General features: G+C 44.6%; 1 protein-coding gene. It reads right to left on the reverse strand.

The window, feature by feature from the left end; all coding sequences use genetic code 11:
- On the reverse strand, positions 1 to 1,053 hold a 1,053-nt coding region (locus tag FKN16_RS24240; RefSeq protein ID WP_249370584.1), incomplete at its 3' end, for an ISNCY family transposase.
- Between the last annotated feature and the right edge of the window lie 120 nt (positions 1,054 to 1,173).

Here is a 1,173-nt window from a genome sequence, read left to right on the forward strand (position 1 = left end):
TATTTTGACCACTTCATTGACAAGACGGCTGTTTTTCTCCGTATCTTCAATCAGATAAAGCACTTTATCATATTGGAATGTCAATGACTTCGAGAGTTTACGCGTGGTCTGCCAAGCCAAAATATCATCAAGCTCAGCTTGACTTTCTCGAATAGGACGATGAAGATCTTTAGGGTAATTGGCGGGCTTCGCAAAGCGGCGGTTAAAATCCTCGATAAAGTAGGGCAGCCATGCGTTGGCTTCTTCTATAGTATTAATGCCTTGTAGACGCATCTCTTTGATTAATCGGTCTTGTAATGTCTTATTTGCACGCTCAACACGTCCCTTGGCTTGAGAGCTGTTCGCACAAATCAGTTCAATCCCAAGCTCATCGAGAATACGACCAAATTGGGTTAATCCCACTTTCTTAAGATGCTCTTGGTTGACTCGAAATATCGAGTGCTTATCGCTGTAAAAAGCGACAGGCTTGCCATGTTGATCCAGATATTCCCGTGTGGCCACCATGTAATCAAAGGCAGATTCAGTATCACTGAAGCGTAGGTTCATCAAACGACCCGTCGCATCATCGATGTAGACCAAGAGACAGCACTTAGGGCTGCGCCCTTCAAACCAATCGTGGTGTGAGCCATCAATCTGAACCAGTTCACCTAAACAGTCACGACGATAACGGGGTTGGTAAACACGAGGCTGACGTTGTGAGTGTGGCACCCAGAGACCATCAGCGATCATCCACTGGCGTAAGGTCTCATTGGAAACAGGCAAGTTATGGAGCTCTAACAATTTTTCTTGTGCTAATGTTGGAGCAAAATCCGCATAATGCTTTCGTACAATGGCTAAGATAGTCTGACGATAATCACTGGAGATACGATTATTACTTGGCTTACCACGAGCACCATGCACCAAACTGGCCGCACCGGACTCTCGTAGTCGGTTCATTAGGCGTTGAACTTGGCGCTCACTTAAGTTGAGGATCTCTGCCGCATCCGCACGGCGTAAACGATGTTCACAAACATCATTGATCACTTTGTAACGTGAAAGGTCTTTGTCACTCATAGTTACCAACATCCCAATGTCCCTTAAATAAGTTCACATAAGAATGAGGCTAGCTGCTGAACCTAAATAAAGAGACATTTTAACTTTGCTAAAAAGTGACATTACAACTTTGCGCCTACA

This window comes from Vibrio sp. 11-4(1), from assembly GCF_013048625.1.
Lineage (GTDB): Bacteria > Pseudomonadota > Gammaproteobacteria > Enterobacterales > Vibrionaceae > Vibrio > Vibrio diabolicus.